Raw genomic sequence first — 25,321 nt, forward strand, 5'->3', positions numbered from 1 at the left:
GCGTATAGGCATAAAAAAAGGAGCAACGCCTTGCTCCAACCTTTGTTAACCTTAAATCTAATACTATGAAAAACACATTGCGAAGATACGGACTCTTGGGAAAATAGCAAATTATCCAAGAAAAATAACATGTTTTATAACATGTTTTAATAGTTTTCTCCTACTTATTAAGAAATAAACTCTCCTTTTTTCAAGGTATGTAACATTAATTTTGAAAATTGAATCGGAGCATACCGTTGATTCTCTGCCGAAAAACCGCTATCTTTGCAAGGATAATTCATTATATACTCAACAAAAAAGAAAAGGAGACACCCGTGAACGAAGAAGAGATCGTCCTCACCCCGATGATGAAACAGTTTCTGGATTTGAAGGCAAAACATCCGGATGCAGTGATGCTGTTTCGTTGCGGTGACTTTTATGAAACATATTCTACGGATGCCATCGTTGCAGCCGAAATTTTAGGAATCACACTGACAAAACGTGCCAATGGGAAAGGAAAAACTATCGAGATGGCAGGTTTTCCTCATCATGCCCTTGATACATATCTTCCGAAACTGGTTCGCGCCGGAAAACGTGTCGCTATCTGTGACCAGTTGGAAGACCCGAAAATGACGAAGAAGTTGGTGAAGCGTGGCATTACCGAATTGGTTACTCCCGGTGTTTCTATCAATGATAATGTACTGAACTATAAAGAGAATAACTTTCTGGCTGCCGTTCATTTCGGAAAAGCTTCCTGTGGAGTTGCCTTTCTCGATATTTCTACCGGTGAATTTCTTACTGCAGAAGGACCTTTTGATTATATAGACAAGTTGTTGAATAACTTTGCCCCTAAAGAGATTCTTTTTGAACGTGGCAAACGCCTGATGTTTGAAGGTAATTTCGGTAATAAGTTCTTCACGTTCGAGCTGGACGACTGGGTATTTACAGAAACGACTGCCCGTGAGAAACTGCTGAAACACTTTGAAACGAAGAATCTGAAAGGTTTCGGAGTGGAGCATTTGAAGAATGGCATCATTGCTTCCGGTGCTATTTTGCAGTATTTGACAATGACGCAGCATACGCAAATTGGTCACATCACTTCATTGGCGCGTATTGAAGAAGATAAATACGTCCGTCTGGATAAGTTTACGGTGCGTAGCCTTGAGTTGATTGGTAATATGAATGATGGCGGAAGTAGCCTGCTCAATGTGATCGACAGAACGATCAGCCCAATGGGAGCTCGTCTGTTGAAACGCTGGATGGTTTTTCCCTTAAAGGATGAGAAACCGATCAATGAACGCTTGAATGTAGTGGAATATTTCTTCCGCCAACCTGATTTTAAGGAACTGATTGAAGAACAGTTGCATTTAATAGGAGATTTGGAACGTATTATTTCCAAAGTGGCTGTAGGACGTGTGTCGCCCCGTGAAGTCGTTCAGTTGAAGGTAGCTTTACAAGCTATTGAGCCGATAAAACAGGCATGTATGGAAGCTGATAATGCGAGTTTGAATCGTATTGGCGAACAGCTGAATCTTTGTATTTCTATTCGTGACCGGATTGCCAAAGAGATTAAAAATGATCCTCCTTTACTGATAAATAAAGGTGGAGTGATTCAAGATGGTGTGAACGCAGACTTGGATGAATTGCGGCAAATCTCCTATTCAGGAAAAGATTATCTGCTAAAGATACAGCAGCGGGAGAGCGAGGAGACGGGTATTCCGAGTTTGAAAGTGGCTTATAATAACGTATTCGGTTATTATATCGAAGTCCGTAATGTCCATAAAGATAAAGTTCCTAAAGAGTGGATTCGTAAACAGACGCTGGTTAATGCGGAACGTTATATCACGCAGGAACTAAAGGAATATGAAGAAAAGATTTTGGGAGCGGAAGATAAGATTCTGATTCTGGAAACGCAGCTATATACGGACTTAGTACAGGCATTGATGGAGTTTATTCCACAGATACAGATTAATGCGAATCAGATTGCACGTCTGGACTGCTTGTTGTCATTTGCCAATGTGGCCCGTGAGAATCGTTATATCCGTCCGATTATTGAGGATAATGACGTACTGGATATTCGTCAGGGACGTCACCCGGTAATAGAAAAACAACTTCCGATAGGTGAGAAGTATATTGCCAATGATGTAATGCTGGACAGCGATACACAGCAGATTATTATTATTACAGGTCCGAACATGGCCGGTAAGTCGGCACTCTTGCGTCAGACGGCGTTGATTACGCTATTGGCTCAAATCGGCTCGTTTGTTCCTGCGGAAAGTGCGCATATCGGTTTAGTTGATAAGATATTTACCCGTGTAGGAGCGAGCGATAATATATCAGTCGGTGAATCTACATTTATGGTAGAGATGAATGAAGCGGCTGATATCCTGAATAATGTTTCTTCCCGGAGTCTGGTATTATTTGACGAATTGGGTCGTGGTACTTCTACTTATGATGGTATTTCCATTGCCTGGGCAATTGTAGAGTATATCCATGAACATCCCAAAGCAAAAGCACGTACATTATTTGCTACGCATTATCATGAATTGAATGAGATGGAGAAATCTTTCAAGCGTATCAAGAATTATAATGTATCGGTGAAAGAAGTTGATAACAAAGTAATCTTTCTTCGTAAACTGGAACGTGGCGGTAGTGAACACTCTTTCGGTATTCATGTAGCAAAGATGGCCGGTATGCCGAAAAGCATTGTGAAACGTGCAAATGAGATATTGAAACAGCTTGAATCTGATAATCGCCAACAGGGCATAGCAGGTAAACCGTTGGCAGAAGTGAGCGAGAATCGTGGAGGTATGCAGTTAAGCTTCTTCCAGTTGGACGATCCGATTCTCTGTCAGATTCGCGATGAGATATTGAATCTTGATGTGAATAATCTTACTCCTATTGAAGCGTTGAATAAACTGAATGATATTAAGAAGATAGTCAGGGGGAAATAAGCTGAAAATGTATATAATGTCTTAGGATATGTTTTCGATTATTGTCCTGACATTAGGGAAATGGCATTTGTTTTATTGATAAAAAAAAGGGATTAGCGATGTTTGAACCGCTAATCCCTCTTTTTTTGATTTAGGCTATTTTCTTTTTTTTCTTGTCATAAAAGAACATGAAATAGACGCCTATTATGATAAACGGAACGCTTAACCATTGTCCCATATTGAACATCATGCTGTTTTCAAAATCTTCCTGATTTTCTTTTAGGAATTCGATGAAAAAGCGGAAGGTGAAGATATAAGTCAGACAAAGGCCGAAGAAGAAGCCGCGATGCAGTTTCTTGCTGTAATTCTTATATAAGTAAAGCATGATGAAGAACAGGATAAGATAAGCAATGGCTTCGTAGAGCTGTCCCGGATGACGGGGTTGCATATCTACACGCTCGAAAACGAATGCCCAAGGTACATCAGACGGTTTGCCGATGATTTCGGAGTTCATCAGGTTGGCAAGGCGGATGAAGCAGGCGGTGATTGGAGTAGCTACGGCAATCATATCCAGCACGTCCATATAATGGAGCTTCGTCTTGCGGCAATATAGCCAAAGGGCGATTATCAATCCTAATGTACCGCCGTGGCTGGCAAGTCCTTCATATCCGGTAAATTTCCAGTTTCCGTCCGGCATGAATTTGATAGGAAGAATCATTTCCCAAAAATGAGACAAGTAGTATCCCGGATCATAGAACAGACAGTGTCCCAGGCGGGCACCAATCAGAATACCAAAGAAACAGTAAAAGAAAAGCGGGTCAAACTTCTTTTCCTCTATCTTTTTATCCCGGTACTGGTAGTGAACAACCACATAAGCAAAGAATATTCCTACTGCCCACAGTAATCCGTAATAACGGATAGAAATGCCGAACAGGTTGAATAGTTCGGGATTCGGGTTCCAGTTGATGGATAATAGCATGGTATTCATTCTATATTGGATTAATGTTAATGATTAGATTTTTTGAATTTCTCCGCAACCATCCGGTAGGTCGGTATATCTATTCCCTGTTCTTCGGCTGCTGCAATCATGTCGAAGAGCAATCCTTGTATTTCCGAGTCGTGTCCGCGTGCCAGGTCTTTTTGCATAGAAGCGGTACTTTCGGGGTCGAGCTTGTCAATCACTTTCAGGTTGTAGCTGACTGGGTCTTCGGGAAATTCGACGCCTAGTTTCTTTCCTAAGGCAGCGCTTTCCGTAGAAAGTCCGATAAATGTATTCCGTATCTTTCCCGGTTTCTGTACTTCTCCCATCGGAACGTCGTAGTAAGCACCCGTTACGGCCATTGCAGAGATAAACGACCATTTGATAAACGTATCCCGGTTGATGTCTGGTGACAGGTCTACCTTTATGCCTGCTTCCTGCAAGTCTTGTTGGATGGCTTCCAGCAATCCGGGCTTCACAACCGTGCCGTGATGAGCACCATATACCAGACGGAATATTTTTCCCATTTGGGTGATTTCTCCGGTGCCGGATAAGAAGCCTACGATATAGATGCAGCCGTCGAGAACGGTGACATCCGGAACTAGCTTCTGTATGCGCGGCCCTGTGCCATATACATTCAGAATAGGGATGACAACCGTGTCTTTGTGTGCTGCTCTTTTTATCAGTTCTACGATGGAATCGACCGAATAACCTTTCACACATACAAATATCACATCTGCTTTCTCGCTAAATTCTTCAGCCGTAGTTGCCGGGATTCGGAGCGTATGTTCACCCTTTAAATCCGACTTCAGTTTCAAACCGTTCGTTTGAATCGACTGCAAATGAGCTCCACGGGCAATACAAGTTACATCTTTGCCTGCCAGCGACAAGAATCCTGCGATACTGCCGCCTACACCTCCCGTTCCTGCAATGAGATATTTCATATTGTTAGCGAATTAGTAATTAATAAGTCGTCGGTAGTTACCGATAATCACACGTTGAAACGGAAATGCATGATGTCGCCATCCTGCACCACATATTCTTTTCCTTCCACACCCAGTTTTCCGGCTTCTTTCACAGCTGCTTCCGAGCCGTATTTGATATAATCATCGTATTTGATAACTTCGGCACGGATAAAGCCTTTTTCAAAATCGGTGTGGATCACTCCGGCACATTGAGGAGCTTTCCATCCTTTTTCGTATGTCCAGGCACGTACTTCTTGTACACCGGCAGTGAAATATGTTTCGAGATTCAGGAGTTTGTAAGCAGATTTGATAAGACGTGCTACGCCCGATTCTTCCAAGCCTACTTCGGCAAGGAACATTTGACGGTCTTCATACGTTTCCAGTTCGGCGATGTCCGCTTCTGTTTTGGCTGCGACAATCAGGATTTGAGCATTCTCGTCTTTTACGGCTTCGCGTACCATATCTACGTATTTATTTCCGTTTACTGCGCTTGCTTCATCAACATTGCAGACATACATTACCGGTTTACTGGTCAATAAGAACAGTTCGTGAGCAATCTTTTGTTCGTCTTTTGTTTCAAAAGTCACTGTACGTGCAGATTTTCCCTGTTCCAATGCGTCTTTATATTGAACGAGTACATCGTAAGCTAACTTTGCAGCTTTGTCTCCGCCCGTCTGTGCTTGTTTCTGTACTTTCTGGATACGGCTTTCGATGGTTTCCAGGTCTTTCAATTGAAGTTCGTAGTCAATGATTTCTTTGTCGCGGACGGGATTTACGCTTCCGTCTACGTGTGTCACATTGTCGTCATCGAAGCAACGGAGTACGTGGATAATTGCATCTGTCTCACGGATATTGGCAAGGAACTTGTTTCCCAGTCCTTCACCTTTGCTTGCGCCTTTCACCAGTCCGGCGATATCTACGATTTCTACAGTTGTAGGAACAATTCGTTGGGGGTGCACCAATTCAGCGAGTGCGTTCAGACGTTCGTCAGGAACAGTGATTACACCTACATTGGGTTCAATTGTACAGAAAGGGAAATTTGCCGCCTGTGCTTTCGCATTCGACAAACAGTTGAAAAGTGTCGACTTACCCACGTTCGGTAGTCCTACAATACCACATTGCAATGCCATTTATCTATTTCGTTTTTATTTAGTTATCGATAATCTGACTGCAAAGATAGGCATTTTGGCAGAGTTTTAATATTTTGCCTGATATTTCTTATAGAAAATCAGGAATAAAGTAAATCCAATTAGGGCGAATGGTACACCCGCCAGGGACGGATAACGGTATCCACCACTAACAGCCAGTCCGCCTGCATAAGCACCGATGGCATTTCCGAGATTGAATGCAACCTGCACGCAGGCTGCTCCCAGCATTTCTCCTCCTTTTGATACGCGGATAATTAATATCTGCTCCGGACTGGATACAGCGAACAGTCCTGCCGTACAAAGGCACATCAACAGGGCTGCTGCCCATTTATAGGGAGAAAGGAAGAAAATGAGCAATAACATAATACAGATAAGTGCTTGAGCGGCAGTCCCTATTTTTCCGGGGGTGTAGCGGTCGGAGAGACGTCCGCTAATCAGGTTTCCCACTACCATACCGAAGCCGGCAAGGATCATTAAAGGCGTAATGCTTTCTGCGGAGAAGCCGGACACATTGGTAAGCATCGGATTGATGTAGCTATACCAGCAGAATACACCGCCATTACCTAGTGCCGTAGCACCGAGAATCAGCCACGGAGCCGGAGTTCTAAGAAAGCGGAATTGTCCTTTAAAGCCGGTATCTTTTAAGCCTTCTACATGCGGAACCCATCGCCAGATGTAATATAGGATAACAATTCCCCAGATACCGACCAGCAGGAAAGTGGCACGCCAGGAAAGCATGGTACTTAGGGAAGTGCCCAAAGGTACACCAAACAGGTTGGCAATGGTCATTCCTGCAATCATGATGGAGACGGCTTCCGAACCTTTACCCTTGTCGGCTAGTTTCTCTGCAACAATAGAGCCTACTCCGAAGTATGCACCATGAGGCAAGCCGGAGATAAAACGGGCAGCGAGCAACACCCAGTAATTGGGAGCCATAGCCGCACAGATATTACCTATCATAATTAAGGTAACTAATACTAACAGAATATGTTTTAGCGGATATTTGCGAGCCAGTGTCAATACAGGTGCACCGACACAGACGCCTAATGCATAAGCAGAAATGAAATGCCCTGCGGTAGGAATACTAATACCTAAATCTTTTGCCACATCGGGCAAAATTCCCATCATTACAAATTCGGCAATACCTAATCCCAGTGTGCCGAACGCCAATGCAATAAGACTCTTCTTCATACAAAACTTTACCTTAATACCTGTTACCTTTTTACCTTACTATTATTTGCCGCTTATTTGTTTTGGCTGCAAAGGTAAAACAAAATCTTTCAGGGTGAGTTCGATGAGATGGATTTTGATTTAAATCAAATTAGACAATGTTGGTGTAAGCTGATGACGGGAGATTTATGTAGTATATGTAAATTGTAGCCATTTACTTTCTTTCCAATTCTTGCAAATATTTGAAGAATTTGCAAGAATTAGCAAGAAAAGAATGTGATATTGAGAAATGTGTACTTGCTAAGTAATATCATTAATAGACTTATTGTTTCCTTATCCATTCAATGATATCTTTCAAGACTTCCGGATTGATTGTTTCTTCCAACTGCCCGTATTCAGCCAATGTTCCTTTTTCGCAAGTCTGAAACAGATGATTTAAGTTCGGATAGGCTTTGACTGTTACATTTTTGTTTCCATTTCCGGTGATTCTTTCCTGAATGGCAGCAAGATTCATGGCGGCATCCACTTGAATATCCTTTTCTCCGTTCAGAGCCAGAACCGGACATTTTAGTTTCTTCAAATCCTGGCCTGGGTCATATCTCATAAAATGAAGATACCATGGAGAAGTCATCGAACTGATTTGTGCAGATATCTGCTGGATGGTATTTAGGTCTTTCAATTGTTCGGGAGACATTGTTTTTGTGACGTCTGCATACAGTTCTTTCTGCAACTCTTCGGGAGTTTTGTCTGTTTGTTGCAGTATGGCATATCTGTTCCGTATTGAAGGCTTCATCCCTTGCCAGACGGCATCCGGCATTCCCTGGGATTTAGAGATTAGCTCTACCTGCTTCAGCATCAGACTGTCGCCTCTTACACCGGCTCCTGCCAATGAAACGACAAATGCAATGGATAGGTCCTTTTTAGCAACGATGAATGCAATGATTCCTCCTGCGCTATGTCCGATAATTCCGATTTTCTTTGCATTTATTTCTTTTCTGCTGCGCAGATAATTCACCATTGCTTCCGTATCTGTGGCAAAATCCTCATTGGTAGCTGTTGCGTGAGTACCTTGTGAAGCGGCAGTACCCCTGTCATCACATCTAAGTACAGCAATTCCGTTTCGGGTCAGATAATCGGCGATGACAAAGAAAGGTTTGTGTCCCATGATTTCTTCATCCCGGTTCTGCGCACCGCTTCCCGTCACCATTACCACTGCCGGAAACTTAGTTCCTTTTTCGGGAAGAGTCAATGTTCCGGCAAGGTTAATTCCATCGCGTTCATTCCTCACGGTGACTTCTTCACTTCTGTAAGGGAAAGGCGGTTGAGGCTCCTGCGGACGCTTGGGACGGCTGGCTTCTCCCTTTACCAGATTCAACGGAAGGGGCATTCCTTGTGTAAATGTTCCGTTGATTGTGTTATCACTGTTCAGCTTTCCTTTGTACGAAGCATGAATCACAGGTATCTGGATAATTAAAGTAGAATCATTGAAAGAAGTGGTCTGTGTCTTGATACCGTTGGCTCCTTGGTCGGGACTGTCCAGTGTGGTCACATAAGCGCCTTGTTCCGTTTGACTGATGTGGAATACAATAGTCAATGAACCGGTGGGAAGGGAAAGTTTTCCGTGCCAGGTTCCCGAAATTTCTTGGGCGGAAACAGAGGATGAGAAGAACACTCCGGCTAATAGTCCGGTAATGAATAATATAACGATGTAGGTAGCCTTAACTATTTTCATAAGCGAAAAATTAGGTTTAATCTTAATTGTAAATATAAGATATATACAAAGGTAACAATTTTCCTCATTATAAAATAAGACATTACCTAATCTTGTCAGAATCCGGTAATATCTTATTTGGCTGTTCCTGTATACAATAGTTCGTTAAATGTTAATTTAAAATTTAACGAACTATTGTTTATCTTTACCGCCGATTTATTCAGCAAGCCGATGATTATCTCACTATATTGGTCAAGTTCGTTCAGATTCATTTTTTTCAGGATGTAGGAACCCTTAATATAATGAATCGGTTCGACTTGACTTAATATTTTATTGTTAATTCAAAACTTAACGAACTATTGTCATTAAAAAGTGGAATTATAATTGCTTGAGTTATCTATATCAAATTAAGGTAAGTAGCCCTCTATCTTCATCGCAAATCCACCTCCTGGTGCTAAATGAAGCTTATGTATTTTTGTAATATCCTCTGTTACAAAAAAATCTTTCTTATAGTCCGTTGCATTGCGGTCTGCATTGATTCCATCTTTGAAGATTTCTATTTTATATTTTCCTTGCGGTAAAAAAGAGAGATCTAATTTTACATCACGCGATGTCCAGTTTGTGATTCCTCCTACATACCATATGGAATTATTACGCCGGGCAGTTATAATCCATTCACCTACTTCTCCGTCAATAATTCTTGTTTCATTCCATACTGTAGGAATGGAAGCGATAAATTCTGTACATTCTATTTCTTTGTTGTAATGAGTAGGAGAATCGCAAAGCATGTTCAACGGTGAGTCTAAAATCATATAAAGAGCCAACTGGTGGCATCTGGTTCCTTGACTCATAGGTTTGAAATAGCAAGGGTAAAAATCTTTTTTGGTTGCATTCAGCATAGCTCCCTGCGTGTAGTCCATGGGACCGGCTAACTGGCGAATGAAAGGAATGGTAACATCATATTTCATCTGGTCCTTACTGATATCGTTCCATTTCATCTGCTCCAATCCATGTACACCTTCAAAATTCAGTACATTAGGGTAGGTTCGGTTTAGCCCCGCAGGTTTATGTGTCCCATGTAAATCAAGTAATAGTTTGTATTTGGCAGTTACTTGAGCTGCCTGATAATTAAAGGCTGTCATTTTTTGGTCATCCCGGTCCATAAAGTCCACTTTAAAGCCCTTTACTCCCAACTTGGAATAGTACTTGCACACTTGTTCCATATCCCGATGAAAAGCATAATAACCCGCCCAGAGTATAATGCCAACTTTCTTTGTAGCTGCATAATCTATTAAAGCTTTCAAATCAATTTCAGGAACAACGCACATTAAATTCGCTTTACCGTTTTCGGCCCATCCTTCATCTAATATTATATATTCTATATTTTTTGATGCGGCAAAATCAATATAGTATTTGTACGTATCCGTATTTTTCCAAGCACGAAATTCTACATCAGCCAAATTAAGCGCATTCCACCACTCCCAAGCCACCTTTCCCGGTTTTATCCATGAGATATCTGAAATACGGGACGGCTCTGCCAATAAGAAACTCAAGTCTGATGCAGCTAAATCTGTATCCTTTTGAGCTATAGCAATAATTCGCCAAGGAAAGGTTCGCGCTCCATTCACCTCTGCTATATACTGTTCACGTTCCGTAACGAGTAATTGCAGATTATTATGACCACCTTGCTTTACGTACTTTGGATAACGGGCAAAGACTCCCACCATTGTATGTGGATGTATTTGGGAAATATTCATATAGAGTCCCGGATAATTCTCCAGATTGGTCTCAGTAATGCACATTTTTACTCCGGTGCCCGTATCGACCAATAGTGGCAGAAAACTCAGACGTTTAGGGTTATAGCCTGTAAGCGATGTGGTTTCATACACATTTTCAAATGAATTAAAGAATTGTGCTTCTATATTTCCTTCATTTTCCCTAACATAAGGAACTGTGACTTGATAATTATCAGGAAAATGGTACTCTACCGTCTCATTTTTGATGCAGAAAGGTTGTTTGGAGTGATTAATGAAGCGATACGCTATTCCATCGTTGTAGGCTCTAAACTCGATACTGAAATCTCCTTTAAAGCGAAGCACAAGCGACTTATAGTTTTCGGTTATTGAATCTGCACGGTAAAAAGGAGAAACAATATTGCCTTTTTTCTCATAATGATTCGCTTTAATGACTTTGGGTTGTTCTCCCCATGTGTTTCCATTAACGAGTGTCAGTGCTATCGGAGAATTTTCCAATAAAATTTTTCCTTTATTTTGAATTTGGTACTCAATTTTTTCTCCTACATACACATTTGTCTGCAGATTTTCGTCAGGAGATGTAAGAGTGTATTGTTTCTGAGCGAAAATTGAACTTATCGCAGTAAATGTCATGACGCACAACAGATAATATTTCTTCATAATTTATTAATTTCTTTTTTTACAGCTGATTTTAACATATTGTTTTTCAGTATGATCGCTACTTCCATTCTTAAGATATTGACACTCTATTGACATAGTTTTTTCCAATAAGTGCAAAATCCTATCCAATGATTCATCTTTAAAAGTTGCATGACAGATCAGATTTTTACTCATTTCATCCAATTGGAAACTGATGTTATACATTTGACTTAACCGTTTAAAAATATCCTGCAACGGTTCATTGCGGAAAACTAATTCTCCCTGCTTCCATGAACACCATTTTTCAGGATTACCCAAATATAATTGATAATCTTTGTTGCGGTGATTGTAAACGATACGTTCATTCGGATTCATAAGAATTCGACGTTCTTTGGACGAAACACATACACTGCCTGTGACCAATGTAACTTGCGTCAAACTGTCACTATCATAACTATAGACATTAAATTCCGTTCCCAAAGCTTCAATATCAAGACGAGGCGTATGTACAATGAATGGACGTTTTTTATCAGGAGCTATTTGAAAATAGCCCTCACCTTTCAACTCGACATCGCGCTTTTTACCTTCGAAAGGAAGCGGATAACGCAATGTACTACCACCGTTCATCCAAACTACACTACCATCAGGTAACACTGCTTTAGTTCGTGTGCCATATAAGGCATTCAGTTCTTGCCAGACGTGATTTGTCGATTCTTTCTTCTGAAGATATCCCAAATAGAAAGTCGAAAGAAGCAATGGAACAGCTATGAAAGCAGCTATCCGTTGCCAAGTTCTGACGAAAATTTCAAGCCGATTTCTTCTTTGCCTTCCTTTTATTTTCTCTAAGAGTTGTTCCAGCCGGTACTGAGGTTGAATGCTTTCAATATCAAAAGCAGGATGAGAGATATCCCAGATATTCTTCATCTTCAGGAAATAAGCCAAATGCTCCTTGTCCGCATCCATCCAACGAGACAACTCTTTAGATTCATCAACTCCCGCTTCGCCTGACAAACACTTTATAATCAGTTCATCTATGTATTCTTGTTGATCCATTATTTAATCTATTATATTGTTAGATAATTAATAAAATAAGTCACAAAGGCCATAAGTCTTTCAGGTTATCTCTAAGGTATTTCAATACATTTCCAACGCGTACCTCAACGGTTCTTCTTGATACGTTCATTTCTCTTGCGATATCATCATATTTAATAGATTGGAAACGACTCATACGAAACACATCGACAGACTTTTTATCAAATTGTTCCAACAATGTATTTATTTGTGTCTCTAGCTCAGAATAGCTTACATAATGATCTACATCCCAATTGGTTGCAGTAGAACATTCAAGTACATAAGCTATATGACTTTCAACTATTCTACGATGCTTGATTGCATCATAGCAGTCATGCCGTACAGCTCTCAGTAAAAAACTTCTCAAAGAAGTATCAATACTCAATTCTGTTCTTTTCTCCCAAAGTTCCAAAAATATGCTTTGAATAATATCTTCGCATTCGTTTCTGTCTGCAATAAAAGTCCCACAGTATAACAACAGGTCAGAATGGTACTTAATAAAAAGAGTGGAAAAGGCATGTTGATCGTTTTTCCGCATCCGATTGACTAATTCAAAATCATCTATGACATGTTTTTCTTTCATTTGTTATTTAAGGTATTATATATACTGTCCTTATTGCCATGGTCATTGGGGGATAATTTATTAACAAGTATTATCCCCCGAAAATGTTTTTCAGAAATATTCTTTAATCATAAAAAAGTTTCTACATCCCAATCTTCAATCTCTTTTAAATTAACTTCAATGCCGGGCAGAGAAACCACAATGTCAAAGGTATATTGTTTTCCCATTTCAAATGTCATGTTCCCTATTTTTTTTCTATACTGATTTCCGGCAACATCAAATAGTAGAAGCCCGTTTCCCGTACTTGGAAGTAAGACACATTCTCCATAAGAACCTTCTGATGAAACAGAAACAGGGATATCTCCCGCTTCCATTTCTGTCATTTCGGCAGTTCCCAAAGAAAATTTCCCTATTGCCGGCAAATCAGAACAAGTCAGTCTCAACACTTTCAGGTCTTCCGCACTAATACCTTCACCGTTTCTAATATGAAAGATCATTTTCGCAAAAACATGTTTGAATACCACTTTTACCGGTGTGGTTGTACGATACTTGTTTTTAGCATTATTGCTGTAAAGATAATCGCAAAAATCTGATTTTGCTTGATTCCGGACGTCAAGTTGTAGTACATTCTCTTCCAGACTTGGATTCCATGGTGCATAGAGAATAAAATCCACCTTTGTCGCATCTGTCGGATACAAAAAAGCAGGCTCTTCTCCGGAGACCTTTAACATGCCATCCGCCTGAACTTGCATTTTTTTATTGAAAATTTGGTTGATCGAATTCTCTAATGAAAAATCGGCTTTATTCCGTATCATATAAACACCTACCGTTTCACCTTCTTTCCACTTTTCGACTTCATCTTTGTCATAAGAAGTGATAGATGGCTTGAACAAAACGGCAACTTCTGTTTGCTGATGGTTTTCACCGCCTTTATAGATGTCTTCACAAGCTGCCAAGCCGCACAGGCAAAATGACAATATTATCAATTGTTTTATTTTCATAATTCCATATAATTAATTCGGTTTATTTTGCAATTTTCACACAGCGTACCGGCATAGCGTTGGCACGACTATAATAATTATTATCTATTTTGTTTTGGTCTTTTGCAAGCATTACCATATAAGTCTTTAGATTGGAGGAAGACTCTCCGCAATAAATCATTGCCGACTTTGTTGCCCATTGGAAAGTGCCATCGAATTTTAATCTTCCTGCCAAAGGATAGTTACCGAATGCAGTTCCTGCCGAAGCTAGATATTCAGTATACGTAGTCGGCAGATTCTCCCAAGGCGATTTCCCGTTTTTGTAGATGGGAAGCATCCAGCCCGCAGGCGACGGGTCATAAATAGTCTTTTCCTTTGTCTTACTGTTAGGCCAAAAGTCAGCGGCAAGGTCGTTAGAGGCATTTGGATTAGTAGTCACCCAACTATAGGGCTCGCCTTTAGCAGAGATAAATAGCAGAGGATCTTTCAATACACGACGAATAGACTGTCCTTGGTCGTCTCCCCAAATAGCTTCTACTTTAATCTTCGGCTTATTTCCGTTGTGTCCGAACAACTGGATATCCGCGACGGATGCTCCTTCTCCGGGAAATGTGACAGAACTAGTGGGAAATGGGGTATTTCTACCTCCCTGATAAAAGCAACCGACGGAATTAGGATTGTTTGCATCATCAGTCAAGGCGCCTAAATTGCGGTCCATAAAGTAGTAATCTGTCACCCCGTCTCCATTGTTGTCATAGGCATAAGTGTGTTCATCCGGATTGTAATCTGTTACCCAAATATGCCATACCCAACGGGTATCATTACCGATTTTTACTGCAATGACAGCATTTCCTTGCTTGCCGGCAGATGTTCTCACAGTAATCGTACTTTTATCTGCCTGTTGTCCGTCTTTACTTAAAATTACACCTTGCTCAGGAATAAGGTCTTCTGTGTCCATCCACAACAATGATACGCTCAAAGTCCCGGACAAATCCGGATTCCCGCAGTAGGATTCCTGCCGCCAGACTTCGTACGCTTTCAATACGGGAAAAGTAATTTCTCCACCAGGCTTCACCATATAGCAGTTGGGCAATGAAGGCAAATCTACAAGTTTTGAAGCAATCTGATAACTGTAAGCTTTACCAGGTTCAAACTGTTTATTAGCGGGAGAATATTCATGTTCCGAATTTCCGGCTTTTATAATAAAAGACAGTTCCTGTAGAGGCTGAGAAGGTATGTAAGCTCTGAAATTCTTTTTCCGTTCTTCATCGAAATCTATATTTCCCATAGATGTCTCTTCATCTGCAAGCTTCATTTTATCAGGTGTACCAATTTGAGCGAGATTAAACGTACAGGCGGGTATTACATTTTTCATCTCTATATTTTTCCCACCGCCCGAAGTCAGCTTGACGTCCACCAACGTCAGTTGATGTTTAAATAATAATTGCACTGTTCCGGAAGATGAGGCCAAGTCTACTGTTTTTGCCAGCATCAAGTCATACATGGATTTGGAAGCATCATAGTTGATTGCTGTAGGATTAATGTTTTTGGAGTAAGGATAATAAGCATAAAAATCGAGAACTTCTCCATTCTTCGGAAAATAGACAGGAGTTCCTTCCATTATCCATTCTCCGTCTTTAAGTGTTAATTTTCGATTGTCTATGTAATTACCTTGAGATTGAAGCGCTGTTGAATTACCCGGTAAATGCGATACCGCAAAGACACCAACCGCATCTCCTTCATTAAAAAAGGTCTTAAAGCTGTCGTCAGTAGTCACACGTGTGTTTTTGTCATTGTCTACAGCCAAAACAAATTGTATCTGCTCCCCGCCTGAAGGAGAGGTCTCTGCGAGTTCTGTTTCCTGCTGACAGGAAAACAAGGAAAGAATTCCTATACAATAATAGCAAATTTTTTTCATACATTGTTTTTTTAAGTAATATGCAAAGGCTCTTAAGGCATAAAATAAACTATTCTTGTTTAAAGGGCGATTTAAAAAGAAAATTCCACATCATTCTTATATTGTTTTTTAGATTTTAAAAAAATATGATTATCAACGTGTGTGATTACAATTTGGAATCGCCTTATAAATACATTGGCAAACTGTATAAAATAAACTAATCTTATTATTAGAATTTGCTAACAATTAAATCTTTAAAGAAACATGTCAAAAGAATTATTAAACAGCAAAAACTGGAATAAACTGAAGAAAACTGCTCAGCAGTGGTGGGCGACTTTTTGTTTTCCAGTTATCATGTTGCTCTGCTTTTCTCTGCCGGCATTGGCACAGGAGAAGCAAACAATCACATTACAAGTGAAAGACACATCCATTTCGGAAGTATTGAACATGGTTGAAAAGCAAAGCCAATATAGCTTCTTGTACAACAAGAATGAAGTTGACGTAAGCAAGACTGTTACTCTCTCATTAAAGAAAGCTTCGATGAAAGAAACTTTAAATAAGCTCTTTGCCCATAGCAACATTACGTATGAGTTTGACCGAAACTATGTTATTTTGAAAAAAGTCAAAAAGACCGTTAGTAGAAAGACAGTCAAAGGACGTATCACTGATAAACACGGTGAACCCATGGCTGGAGCAACCATAGCCGATAAAGACGGAAAGACTGGAGTGATCTCCGACATGGACGGAAACTATATGATAACAGTTTCGGCCGGAAGTGTTCTATCTTATCAGTTCATCGGATATGAGACGACGGAAGTTAAAGTGGATGATTATAAGAATGTTATTGATGTCATTTTGATAGAGGCAGCCCAAGGATTAGACGAGGTGGTCGTTATCGGGTACGGCACAGCACAGAAAAAGGACTTGACCGGTTCTGTAAGTTCTGTCATGGGTAGCAGGATCACCGATCGAAAGGTTGCACAGTTGTCTACAGCACTGCAAGGTGCCATGTCGGGAGTCACTGTTACTCGTACCAACAATGCTCCTGGAGCACAAAGTGCGATACGCATTCGTGGTATCACTACGATTGGCGAAAGCAGCCCATTGGTGATAGTGGATGGTGTGCCTGCCGATAACATTAATGATATCAATCCCAACGACGTGGAAAGTATCACTGCACTGAAAGATGCTGCTTCAGCTGCTATTTATGGCTCCAGAGCTGCTTCAGGCGTTATTATTGTAACAACCAAACGAGCCAAGACTAACCAACTCTCTTTGGAATATTCTTATGAATTCGGGATAGATAAACCTACCGCCAGACCGGATTTTGTAGATGTACAACGCTTCATGGAAATGACTAATGAGCTACGTTGGAACGATGCTGGTAATGGAAGCGACGAGTATCCTACATACGCTGCTACAACGATAGATAATTACATGGAGTATAACCGCGAAAATCCAGACAAATATCCCAATACGAATTGGAGAAACGTCTTGCTAAAGAACAAAGCTACCAAACAGACACACTCTTTCAGCATCGCAGGAGGAACGGAACATATACGAACCAAAGCCACTTTCGGATATGACTATGCTGACGGTTTGTACAACAACCGTGATTATGAGCGTTTCACTGTTCGTATGAATAATGATATAAAAATCAACAAATATATTTCTGCGGCATTTGATATCAGTGTAAAGAGATCCAGCTATACCAAGCCAACATACGATCCTATGGATGCCAGTAACTTGTTCCCTCAGGTTTATGCCGCTACTTGGAGCGACGGACGTATAGCCGATGGAAAATCAGGAGATAATCCCTATGCAAAGTTACATTATGGCGGTAACAAAAAAGAGTATTACAATCAGGTCAGTGGGAAAATAGCTTTGTATCTGACTCCGGTCAAGGGATTGAAATTATCAGCCGTGTTATCTCCCATTTATAACGATTCACGTACAAAGGAGTTCAGAAAGCGTATCGAATACTTTAGTGCAGAGAATCCGAATGAACTGATTGGCGCCATTACAGACTATGGTTCTACACAGCTAAGTGAATCAAGAGGCAATAAGCAAAGCATTACCAAACAGTTGTTCGCCAATTATGACTGTACGCTTGGTAATCACACATTAACTTTACTTCTGGGGTATGAAGACAATACCTATAAAACGGAAGACCTCAAGGCTTCCCGCGATCATTTTGAATTGACACAATACCCCTATCTTGACAGAGGTTCAAGTGACTATCAGTTCAATAATGGCAATGCCAAGCACACTGCTTACCGATCTACTTTCGGTAGAATTATGTATAATTATAACAATCGGTATTTGCTTCAGGCTAACCTGCGTAGTGACAGTTCCTCCCGCTTCGACAAGAAACATCGTATCGGATATTTTCCTTCCATATCCGGCGGGTGGGTCATCAGCGAAGAACCATTCTTTAAGGATCTCCATATCAAACCGCTGTCTTTTCTGAAATTCCGTGCGTCTTATGGCTTGTTGGGTAATGACCGTGTCGGAGAATACCCTTATTTGCCTTTACTGGCTTATAGTGACCAATTATTTTATGAAGGTAATAATGTTACTTCCTATCTTACTGCCGCACAGTGGCAATACGCCATCCGCAATATATCATGGGAAACAACAAAAACATTTGGATTAGGACTTGATGTAGCCTTATTGGACGGACGTTTGCGGTTGACTGCAGACTATTACTACAAGATAACTAAGGATATGATTTTGGATGTAGATATACCGGATTATGTAGGATATGACAACCCTCAACAGAATACCGGCAAGATGAAAACAACCGGTTTTGAAATTGAAATGAGCTGGAATGATCATATCAATGACTTTCATTACGGAATATCTGCCAATCTAAGCGATTATCGTTCTAAAATGGGTTACCTTGGGGGAAATCAATTTTTAGGAGACCGAATAAAGAGAATGGGTAGCTATTTCAACGAATGGTACGGATATCGTACAGATGGTATTTTCCAAACATCGGAAGAAATTGCGAATACTCCAGTGATGAATAATAATGTGAAACCGGGTGATATCAAGTATCTGAAAGCCGATCCAACCGATAATTCACCGATCTCTCCGGACAGAGACAGAGTATTATTGGGTAATTCACAACCCCGTTTTTTATATGGCGCCACTTTAAATGCCGATTACAAGGGTTTTGATTTGAATATTAGCATGCAAGGAATAGGAAAACAATTGCAATGCAAAAAAACGGAAATGGTTCAGCCGTTGCGTAACAATTTCGGTGCTATTCCCCGACTGATTGATGGCAAATATTGGAGCAATTACAATACTCCCGAACAAAATGCAGAAGCAAAGTACCCCCGCCTTACATCCACTCAATCAGGCCACAACTATGCAATGTCCGATTTTTGGCTGTTCAATGGCGCCTATTTCCGCTTGAAAAATATCACTGTCGGTTATACCGTCCCCAAGCATTTGACAGAGAAATTGAGTATTAAGAGTCTGCGCATCTATCTTAGTGCCAACGATATTCTGTGCTTCAGCAAATATCCGAAAGGATGGGATCCGGAGAACAGTTCGGACGTAATCGGTGGTACGGATAATAAAGATTTCTATCCTATTACCAGATCCATACTTGGAGGTATTAACATTAAATTTTAAAACTGAATAATATGAAAAAGGTTTATCATATTCTTTTTATCTTTACAACAGTATGTCTATGGAGCAGTTGTGCCAATTTAGATTTAGATCCGTTGGACACAGGATCAAGAGATTCCTGGTATAGTTCGGAAGATGAAATCCAACGTTCTATCGGCGGGCTATATCGTACTGTGTTCTTCACGTTAAATGGAAATGAAAGTACAATAGATTATTCACCGTGGAGTGATGATAACCAGTCTAGAGCCAGTTTGAATTTTATAACAGGTGGAACAATTAATGGAGAATCAGATCAGGTAAAGAAACGTTGGCAGAATGGATACAAGGCTATCGCACGCGCCAATATTCTGTTAGAAAAACTTGAGGATGCAAACAGTGTAGGCATCTCGGAAGAAAAAAAGCAATTGTACAGGGCACAAACTCTTTTTGTCCGTGCCACCCAATATGCCATACTTACTTCTCTCTTCGGAGATGTAGTTTATATAGACAAAGAGATCAGTATTGATGAAGCGTTTGAAATGGGGCGAACTGATCGGGAAGAGGTAATGGAAAACGTGTACAAAGATTTGGATGAAGCAGCGCATTATCTGCCCGAGACTTACGGCACTCAACGGGAATTTGCAACCAAAGGAGCCGCTTATGCCATTAAAGCCCGTTACGCATTGTATAATGAAGATTGGGAACTTGCGGCACAAGCAGCAAAAAAATGTATGGATTTACAGATATATGAACTTCATCCGGACTTCGAGGAGTTGTTTATAGCTTCTACACACCATGCGAAGGAGAATATTCTTTCTTGGCCTCGTTCGGTAGAACTAAAAAACTACTTGGACGTAGGTGCAGCCATGTCGTATTGCCCTAGAAACCGTGGCGGATATGCTTCCGAATATCCCTCTTGGGAACTATTCTGCTCTTTTCTTTGTACAGACGGGCTTCCCATTGATGAATCACCATTGTTTGACCCACAAAATCCTTTCAAGAATCGCGATCCGCGCTGCACTGCCACAATCGTAGAATTTGGAACTGAACATGTAGGTGTAATATATAATCCTAATCCTAACATCAGCAGGGTCTGGAGTGCTATTGCCGGAAAAGAAATTACCAATCTTGATTGCAAAACCGGAAGCCAATATGCTTCTTACAACGGTTTGCTCAGGAAAAAAGGAGTGGATGAACTATGGATTAATGACGGAACATTCAAGGTAGACCCCGATTTTGTGTTTATTCGTTATGGAGAAGTGCTGCTGACCTATGCCGAAGCGAAGATTGAGGCCAATGACATTGACCAGTCTGTGTTGGATGCCATCAATCAGGTTAGAGCTCGGGCTTACAAAAAAGACTACGCGGCTGCAACAGGATACCCCAAAGTCACTACCCAAGATCGGGACAAGTTGCGCCAAATAGTACGAATTGAGCGACGTATGGAGCTGGCTTTTGAAGGTAGTATAAGGTATATGGACATTATCCGATGGAAGCTGGCAGAGAAAGTCTTGAATTTACCAAACTATGGGTTGCTTGACAAGGATGAACTGATAAATAAAGTTGTCAACAAAAATAAATGGTTTTTCCCATATACACCAGAAATCGATGAAGACGGAATTGCAGATTTCACCCCTATGTACAATGAAGGGCTTATCAAGATAATTGTTCAACGTAATTTTGACACAGCGAAGAATTATCTTTGGCCAATACCCTCACAGGAGATTATTACAAACCCGAATTTGGGACAAAATGATAACTATTAACAGCCAAAGAGACATGAAAAAAAGACAAATGATTGCACGCTTAGTATTTCTAATAGGGCTATTCTTGTTTCCTAACGCAATGACAAGTTGTAGCAAGGAGGAATACAAAACTTACCATCACCATGAGAAGCAGCCTTCTGATGAAAATGACGACCCGGACAAGAAAGATGAAATTCCTTCAAAGATGTCCAGTGGTAACTATCAATTACTAACCAGCCAGCCCGGACAGGTAATTGAAGGATTGGGATTTGAAATTCAATCCGATAATTATAGTGAACGATATGAAAATGATGACCCTGAATTCGGAGTTCCTTGGGATTTAGCACCGGCCGAACGTACGCGTTTGGCAAAGGAAATGCTGTCCGGATTTCGTTACATGCGTGTAGCTATGGGAATTTGGTTCAGAGGAATCAGTGATGACCGGAAAAACTTTCAGGAACGTTTTCCCGGACAAGTAAACAGCTTGTTGCAACTGATGAATGATGCCGGTGTGGAAGGAATCTCTATGGAGTATTGGTCTCCAGCTCCTTATTGGAAAAATAACAACAGTCTGAATAACGGTACCTTAAAGGACTACAACGATGATAATTTTCTGGAGGAATTTACCGATGCTTTGGTTAAAGACGCGAAATACATGAAAGAACAGGGATTTAAGATCTCTTCATGGGGGTTGCAAAATGAATCACAATACTCTAACCCCACTTATCCACACTGCCACTATACCGAAGATCAATTGGTGAAGGTATTTGGAATGGCCGCTCCAAAGATTCGCGCATTAGATAATACAATAGAGATAATCTATGACACCAATAGTGGAAATGCGGGAACGTATGGTGAGAAATTGTGGAAGGAAAATCCACAATTATTGCAATATGTAGATGCTTGGGTATACCACCGTATAGGGGATAACTCGGACAATGTGATGAAGCGTCGTGAGAATTATCTGGCAAACAATCAGGGCAAGCCTATTTATCAGAATGAATTTGAATACTTTAGAGAACAAGTTAAAGATTATACACGTGAGTGGCGAATGGTAAACACAGCACAATCCATTATGAATTGGATGACTTTTATCCAGTCGCCGAAATGGTATTGGCTGCATGCGTTGAAACCGATAAGTGAGATAGACAGGGAAGGATTTGGTTTGGGCGTTTACCGTCCGAGTGCTGAAAACAGAGGACTTGATTATCCCAATTTAAAGCACGGGCATTTCACTTATGAATGGTCTAACTACAATGCTATTGCCGGTTTCCTGAAATATATGCCTTGGGATTCAAGGCGATATAATATAAAGGAGGATGAGGAGCGGAGTAATAACCGCGTTATGGCATGGAAAAAACCGGATGGTAAATATGTAATAGCCGTTACCAACCGTTCTGACGAATGGTTTGAATTTAAAATTACCTTGGATAAAGAACGTTCTTTTAATGGGCACCGATATAATAAAGAAGGGGTAAATTTGGATTTGGGAAGACAAACAGATAGTTCTATCCTTTCGGCCAAGGTGAAACCGTGGAGTATTGATTTCTGGGTAGAAGAATAGGTCAATCATAGTTTTTAATAGGTTTTATTTTTGATTTGGTGGATGTATGTGTCCAGTATATTGTTATGTATAGTTTCAGCACACTGGATATACATGTCCACCATTTGATTTTGTAATATGTAATAATATAGTAATGAATAAATATCTTATCAAAGGCAACCTGTTGTTGCTGTTTGTCGTTCTTGTTTCCTGCCGTCCGCAGAACTCCGTGACAGACTCCCACAAACCCTGTTATAGCGGGATTTACCCGCACCTTGCATATTATAATAATGAAGGAGAGTGTGGCACAGGAGCAATCGTTCCATGGCAAAACAGGTTATGGGTTGTTACTTACGGGCCTCATTTACCATGGGGGTCCAGTGACAAACTTTATGAAATCACAGACACACTTGGAGTTCGCGCACGTGCAGAAAGTGTGGGAGGGACCTCTGCCAACCGATTAATTCATAGCGAAAGCAACCAACTTTTTATAGGTCCTTACGCTATAGACAGTAACCGTAATGTACGTGTTATCTCATATAAAGAAGCGCAAGGCCGTTACACCGGCGTTGCACGTCATTTATCTAATCCGGCGGAGAAAGTGTATATCGCTACTATGGAGGAAGGATTCTATGAAATAGATGTAAATACACTAAAGGCGAATACCCTTTATCCGGATGTGAACGGAGGAATGCATGATGACACAGATATTAATCCGACTAATGACTTGCTCCCCGGCGCACATGGTAAGGGGTTGTATAGTGGACAAGGAGTATTGGTTTTCTCTAACAACGGAGAAGCAACCCACGAAGCACTGGAGAAATTTAACATACCTGCAGGATGTTTGGCGGAATGGAACGGAAAAGACTGGAAAGTAATACGCCGTAATCAGTTTACAGAAGTAACAGGCCCAGGTGGAATTTACGGTAATCCACATCCGGAAACAGATCCGGTTTGGGCTACAGGCTGGGATTATAAATCATTACTTCTTGCTCTACGGGAAAAAGGAGAATGGAGATTCTTTCGGCTTCCTAAAGCAAGCAATTCTTATGACGGTGCACACGGCTGGAACACAGAATGGCCACGTATCCGGAATATAGGAACAAAGGATAATCCGGATTATTTGATGACAATGCATGGTATGTTTTGGCATTTTCCCGAAACATTTTGTATAAATAATACGTCCGGGATATTCCCGCGTTCATCTTACTTGAAAGTAGTCGGTGATTTTACTCGTTGGCATGACCGTATTGTGTTCGGATGTGACGATACGGCACAGAAAGATTTTTTGAACAAGCGAAAGATAAAAGGAAATATTGGTGGTCCCGGTCAGTCTAATTCCAATTTGTGGTTTGTCTCACCGGAACGTATTGATCAATTGGGGCCTACAAATGCATCCGGTTCTGTTTGGATGAACGACACTGTAGTTGCCGGACAAACGAGTGATCCGTTTTTGTTTAATGGTTGGGATAACAGATGTGTATGGGTTCGTAATGATAGCAAAGATAAAGTTTGCCTGACTTTTGAGGTAGATGTGCAAGGAAATGGACAGTGGACTGTGTTATGCTCTAAGAGTATAGACCCGAAGAGCTCTTCTTTAGTAACTTTTACTCCGAAAGATAAAGGAGAGTGGATTCGTATATCTACAGATAAGACGTCTGTTATAAGCGCCACTTTTGTTTTTGCGATGAACGAGAAAAGAACTATATCTTCCGCTGCCATTTTTGAGGGCATCACCCGAGTGAACGAAAAGCCCGTTTCGGAAGGGACGTTATATTGCCTGGGTGATAATCGTCGTTGCCTGGGCATTTTAGCGAGAACGTCAGAAGGGGAAAAATACTATGAACTTTCTGGAGACATGAAACTGGAAAATAAAAATGACATAAAGACTGTAGAATATATCCGAAGAAATTTTGAAATAAATGCCGGAGAAATGGTTGTATCAGACGGATCCGTCCTGATTATAGATGACAAGGAACGTCGCTGGAGATTGCCGTTGGGCAAGAATGAGTTTACCACTCTGACAAAGCAAAACAAATTGAGAATTTGTCGGGAAGTGGCAACAGAACGTGACTTGTTCAATTGCCATGGCACATTTTATGAATTACCAGCTGAAAATGCGGACGGCTTTGCAAAAATCCGACCGATATCTTCCCACAAATTACGAATTAACGACTATGCTTCTTATCGTGGCTTATTGATTCTGTCAGGTATGAATGCCAATGATTGCGGCAATAAACGCATGGTGGTGTCTGACGATAAAAAACTCACGCTTTGGGCTGGAACCATTGACGACCTGTGGGAGCTGGGAAAACCGGTGGGAAGCGGTGGACCATGGGTAGATGCACAAATTGAGGCAGACGAGTATTCCGATCCCTACTTGATAGGATTTTATGATGAGCGTATTCTGAATATTTCTCACAAATCTTTCCAACCGGTCAGATTTTACGTAGAAATGGACCCGACAGGGGATGGTCATTGGATGGAGTACAAGCATTTTGATATTGCGCCCGGTGAGTCATTCATACACCATTTCCCTCCAGCTGTCCAGGCACGCTGGATTAGATTCAGGACAGATAGTAAATGTGTTGCAACGACATGGCTCGAATATAAATAAAATGGAA

General features: G+C 40.9%; 15 protein-coding genes. 5 read left to right on the forward strand and 10 right to left on the reverse strand.

The genetic code is table 11. The features are described 5' to 3' along the window. Window positions 1-344: 344 nt before the first annotated feature. Window positions 345-2,933, forward strand: a complete 2,589-nt coding sequence (gene mutS, locus KQP79_RS05305; RefSeq protein ID WP_032846723.1) for a DNA mismatch repair protein MutS — start codon at window positions 345-347, stop codon at window positions 2,931-2,933. Between the two features lie 130 nt (window positions 2,934-3,063). On the opposite strand, the gene lgt is transcribed toward mutS, so the two are convergent. From lgt to KQP79_RS05355, 10 genes are all read right to left on the reverse strand, one after another. Next, window positions 3,064-3,900, reverse strand: a complete 837-nt coding sequence (gene lgt, locus KQP79_RS05310) for a prolipoprotein diacylglyceryl transferase (RefSeq protein ID WP_061447933.1) — start codon at window positions 3,898-3,900, stop codon at window positions 3,064-3,066. Between the two features lie 17 nt (window positions 3,901-3,917). Then, window positions 3,918-4,835, reverse strand: coding sequence for a ketopantoate reductase family protein (locus tag KQP79_RS05315; RefSeq protein ID WP_061447934.1), 918 nt, complete (start codon window positions 4,833-4,835; stop codon window positions 3,918-3,920). 47 nt (window positions 4,836-4,882) lie between these two features. Beyond that, entirely contained in the window at window positions 4,883-5,986 is a 1,104-nt protein-coding gene (gene ychF, locus KQP79_RS05320) for a redox-regulated ATPase YchF (RefSeq protein WP_004298673.1), read from the reverse strand. 66 nt (window positions 5,987-6,052) lie between these two features. Continuing rightward, complete coding sequence (gene araJ, locus KQP79_RS05325) at window positions 6,053-7,195, reverse strand: MFS transporter AraJ (RefSeq protein WP_008646862.1); 1,143 nt, start codon at window positions 7,193-7,195, stop codon at window positions 6,053-6,055. A gap of 301 nt (window positions 7,196-7,496) precedes the next feature. Continuing rightward, on the reverse strand, window positions 7,497-8,906 hold the full coding sequence (locus KQP79_RS05330; RefSeq protein WP_022199497.1) for an alpha/beta hydrolase family protein: 1,410 nt from the start codon (window positions 8,904-8,906) through the stop codon (window positions 7,497-7,499). 386 nt (window positions 8,907-9,292) lie between these two features. Continuing rightward, on the reverse strand, window positions 9,293-11,299 hold the full coding sequence (locus KQP79_RS05335) for a glycoside hydrolase family 97 protein (protein ID WP_032852431.1): 2,007 nt from the start codon (window positions 11,297-11,299) through the stop codon (window positions 9,293-9,295). Window positions 11,300-11,305: 6 nt separating this feature from the next. Further along, on the reverse strand, window positions 11,306-12,331 hold the full coding sequence (locus tag KQP79_RS05340; protein WP_008646853.1) for a FecR family protein: 1,026 nt from the start codon (window positions 12,329-12,331) through the stop codon (window positions 11,306-11,308). A gap of 40 nt (window positions 12,332-12,371) precedes the next feature. After that, window positions 12,372-12,932 carry an RNA polymerase sigma-70 factor gene (locus tag KQP79_RS05345; protein WP_008646851.1) on the reverse strand — a complete coding sequence of 187 codons (561 nt, stop codon included), beginning with the start codon at window positions 12,930-12,932 and terminating at the stop codon, window positions 12,372-12,374. A gap of 107 nt (window positions 12,933-13,039) precedes the next feature. Next, window positions 13,040-13,912 (reverse strand): fimbrillin family protein, encoded by an 873-nt coding sequence (locus KQP79_RS05350; RefSeq protein WP_055235708.1) that lies wholly within the window; start codon window positions 13,910-13,912, stop codon window positions 13,040-13,042. A gap of 22 nt (window positions 13,913-13,934) precedes the next feature. Then, window positions 13,935-15,809, reverse strand: a complete 1,875-nt coding sequence (locus KQP79_RS05355) for a fimbrillin family protein (protein ID WP_008646849.1) — start codon at window positions 15,807-15,809, stop codon at window positions 13,935-13,937. A gap of 243 nt (window positions 15,810-16,052) precedes the next feature. On the opposite strand from KQP79_RS05355, the gene KQP79_RS05360 reads away from it, so the two are divergent. The 4 genes from KQP79_RS05360 to KQP79_RS05375 all read left to right on the forward strand — a co-directional run bounded on the left by KQP79_RS05360 (window position 16,053) and on the right by KQP79_RS05375 (window position 25,314). Continuing rightward, a complete protein-coding gene (locus KQP79_RS05360) occupies window positions 16,053-19,433 on the forward strand; it encodes a TonB-dependent receptor (protein ID WP_008646848.1) in 3,381 nt (1,126 codons plus the stop codon). Between the two features lie 11 nt (window positions 19,434-19,444). Further along, complete coding sequence (locus tag KQP79_RS05365; protein ID WP_008646846.1) at window positions 19,445-21,175, forward strand: RagB/SusD family nutrient uptake outer membrane protein; 1,731 nt, start codon at window positions 19,445-19,447, stop codon at window positions 21,173-21,175. 13 nt (window positions 21,176-21,188) lie between these two features. After that, the gene (locus KQP79_RS05370) at window positions 21,189-22,718 is read left to right on the forward strand and encodes a hypothetical protein (protein WP_134978715.1); all 1,530 of its coding nucleotides are present in this window, start codon (window positions 21,189-21,191) and stop codon (window positions 22,716-22,718) included. A 133-nt stretch (window positions 22,719-22,851) separates the two neighbouring features. After that, on the forward strand, window positions 22,852-25,314 hold the full coding sequence (locus KQP79_RS05375) for a hypothetical protein (RefSeq protein WP_008646842.1): 2,463 nt from the start codon (window positions 22,852-22,854) through the stop codon (window positions 25,312-25,314). Window positions 25,315-25,321: the final 7 nt, after the last annotated feature.

The organism is Bacteroides sp. DH3716P, from assembly GCF_025914115.1.
GTDB lineage: Bacteria > Bacteroidota > Bacteroidia > Bacteroidales > Bacteroidaceae > Bacteroides > Bacteroides ovatus.